Annotated in this window: 2 protein-coding genes; both read left to right on the forward strand. The window is 71.6% G+C overall.

The window, feature by feature from the left end; translation table 11 throughout:
- Window positions 1-22 precede the first annotated feature (22 nt).
- Window positions 23-2179, forward strand: a complete 2157-nt coding sequence (locus HUU95_RS12420) for a penicillin acylase family protein (RefSeq protein ID WP_217429838.1) — start codon at window positions 23-25, stop codon at window positions 2177-2179.
- 75 nt (window positions 2180-2254) lie between these two features.
- Window positions 2255-3016 (forward strand): polyphosphate kinase 2, encoded by a 762-nt coding sequence (gene ppk2, locus HUU95_RS12425; RefSeq protein ID WP_174280388.1) that lies wholly within the window; start codon window positions 2255-2257, stop codon window positions 3014-3016.
- Window positions 3017-3066: the final 50 nt, after the last annotated feature.

The following is a 3066-nucleotide window of genomic DNA, read 5'->3' on the forward strand; positions in this document are numbered from 1 at the left end:
TCGCGGCGGTGGAGGCGTGGACATGACGCGGTGGCTGGCGGCGCTGCTCCTGCTCGGCGCCGCGCCCTCGCCCGACGCGGCGCGGTGGGGGGGCGAGGCGGCGCGTATTCGCATCACGCGCGACGATTGGGGCATCGCGCACGTCCATGGCGTGAGCGACGCCGACGCGGTGTTCGGCGCGAGCTATGCGCAGGCGGAAGACGATTTCCCGCGGATCGAGGCCAATTACCTGGCGGCGCTGGGGCGCACGGCGGAGGCCGACGGCGAGCAGGCGATCTGGGCGGACCTGCGCCAGCGGCTATGGGTCGATCCGGCGGCGCTGCGGCGCGACTGGGCGGGCGCGCCGGGGTGGCTGCGGGCGCTGACGCAGGCGTGGGCGGACGGGCTCAACTATTATCTCGCGATGCACCCGGACGTGCACCCGCGCGTGCTGACGCGGTTCGAGCCGTGGATGGCGCTGTCGTTCACCGAAGGCTCGATCGGCGGCGACATCGAGAAGGTGGACCTCGCCAGGCTCGCCGCCTTCTATGGGGGCGGCCCGGCGCTGGCGCTCGCGCGGCCCCGCGACGAGACGGAGCCGAGCGGGTCGAACGGCATCGCGATCGGCCCCGGGCTGAGCGCGAGCGGCCACCCGCTGCTGCTGATCAACCCGCACACCAGCTTCTTCTTCCGCTCCGAGCTGGGGATGGCGAGCGACGCGGGGCTGCACGCCTATGGCGCGAGCACCTGGGGGCAGTTCTTCCTCTATCAGGGGTTCAACGAGCGGCTGGGTTGGATGCACACCACCTCCGGCGTCGACAGCGTCGACGAGTTCGCCGAAAAACCGGTCGAGACCCGGGCCGGGCCGCCGGCGTACCAGCGCGGCGCGGCGATCGCGCGGATGACGGCGACGCCGATCACGATCGCGTACCGCACGCCCGACGGCGGGCGGGCGACGCGGACGTTCCGGACCTTCGCGACCGTCCACGGCCCGATCACGCGCATCGAGGGCGGCCGGTGGATCGCGACCGCGCTGATGTGGAAGCCGGTGGCGGCGCTGGAGCAGAGCTGGCTGCGCACCACCGCGCGGACGCAGGCCGCGTACCTGAAGGTCGCGGCGCTGCGGGCCAACTCGTCCAACAACACCGTCTATGCCGACGCGGACGGGCATATCGCGCTGTTGCACCCGCAATTCGTGCCGATGCGCGACGACCGGCTCGATTATCGCCATCCGGTGGACGGCAGCGATCCGGCGGCGGACTGGCGGGGCCTGACGCCGATGGCGAAGCTGCCGCAAGTCCGCGATCCGCGCGCCGGGTGGCTGTACAATTCCAACGACGCGCCGTGGCGCGCGGCGGGCGCGGACAGTCCGGAGCAGGCGGCGTTCCCGCGCTACATGGACCAGGCGGGCGCCAATTTCCGGGGCGACCACGCCACCGCGCTGCTGGGCCGGGCACGCGCGCTGGACGAGCGGGGCTTGCGCGCGATCGCCTTCGACTCCTGGATGCCGATGTTCCTGCCGCTGATCGAGCGGCTGCGCGACTGGTTCGGGACGCATCCCGACGAGGCGAGGCGGGTGGCGGCGCCGTGGGCGCTGCTCACGCGCTGGGACGATCGCTGGTCGGCCGGGTCGACCGCGACGACGCTGGCGAACTACTGGGCCGCCGAGCTGCTCGACGCCGCGCGGCACGCGGGCGGGCCGGGCAACGTCTATAATCGCATCCGCGCGATGCCGGCGGCGGACGTGTTCGCGGGGCTGGAGCGCGGCGCGGACAAGGAGCGCGCCGCCTGGGGCTCGCTGGACGTGCCCTGGGGAAAGGTGAACTGCTTCCAGCGCAACGACGCGGCGATTGAGCAGCGCTTCAGCGACGATGGCCCCTGCCTTTCCGTTCCCTTCGCCTCGGCCAATTGGGGCAGCCTCGCCTCGTTCGGCGCACGGCCCTATCCGGGCACGCGGCGCTGGTATGGGACGAGCGGCAACAGCTTCGTCGCGATCGTCGAGTTCGGCCCGCGCGTGCGGGCGTGGTCGGTGACGGCAGGCGGCGAGAGCGGGCATCCGGGCGACCCGCACTTCACCGACCAGGCGGGGCATTATGCGGCGGGGGACCTCAAGCCGGTATATTTCTGGCCGGACGAGCTGGCGGGGCATGTGGAGCGGACATATCGGCCTGGGGAGGAGGCAATAGGCAGCAGGCAATAGGCATCAGAAGAGCAGCATTGCCTCATTGCCTATTGCCTATTGCCTATCGCCCCCCGCGTCCCCGACAGAACGCCCATGACCAAACACCCCGACCACGACGACCAGATCGCCGACCTGCAGCTCCACCTCGTCCGCTGGCAGCAGGCGGCGCAGGCGTCGGGCGAGCGGACCGTGCTGGTGCTGGAGGGACGCGACGGGGCGGGCAAGGACGGCGCGATCAAGCGGATCACCGAGCATCTGAGCCCGCGCGCGACGCGCGTCGTGGCGCTGCCCAAGCCGTCCGATCGCGAGCGGACGCAGTGGTTCTTCCAGCGCTATGTCGCGGCGCTGCCGGCGGCGGGCGAACTCGTGATCTTCAACCGCTCCTGGTACAACCGCGCGGGCGTCGAGGTGGTGATGGGCTTCTCCAGCCCCGCCGAACAGGCCGAGTTCCTGCGCGACGCGCCCGACTTCGAGCGGATGCTGGTGGAAAGTGGCATCCGGCTGGTCAAGATCTGGCTCGACATCTCCAAGGACGAGCAGAAGGCGCGGCTCGACGAACGCCGCGACGATCCGCTCAAGGCGCTCAAGGTCAGCGACCTGGACGCGGTGGCGCAGACGAAATGGGCGGATTACTCCGCCGCGCGCGACCTGATGCTCCAGCGGACCTCCACGCCGCTCGCGCCCTGGACGTGCGTGGCGACCGACAAGAAGCCCAAGGCGCGCATCGCGGTGATGCGCCACCTGCTGCGCATCGCCGCGCCGCCGGCGATCGCGGCGGACGTCAAGGCGCCGGACCCCGACGTGCTGTTCACCTTCGACACGGCGGCGTGTGCCGACGGGCGATTGTTCGCCTAATTCCTCCCCGGCACGGGGAGGGGAACCGCCGGCGGAGCCGGTGGTGGAGG

The organism is Sphingomonas bacterium, assembly GCF_903643065.1.
Taxonomy (GTDB): domain Bacteria; phylum Pseudomonadota; class Alphaproteobacteria; order Sphingomonadales; family Sphingomonadaceae; genus Sphingomonas.

Excerpts from the sequence above, each read along its gene's own strand:
- HUU95_RS12420 (WP_217429838.1), top strand. The coding sequence starts at position 23 with ATGACGCGGTGGCTGGCGGCGCTGCTCCTGCTCGGCGCCGCGCCCTCG.
- ppk2 (WP_174280388.1), top strand. The coding sequence starts at position 2,255 with ATGACCAAACACCCCGACCACGACGACCAGATCGCCGACCTGCAGCTC.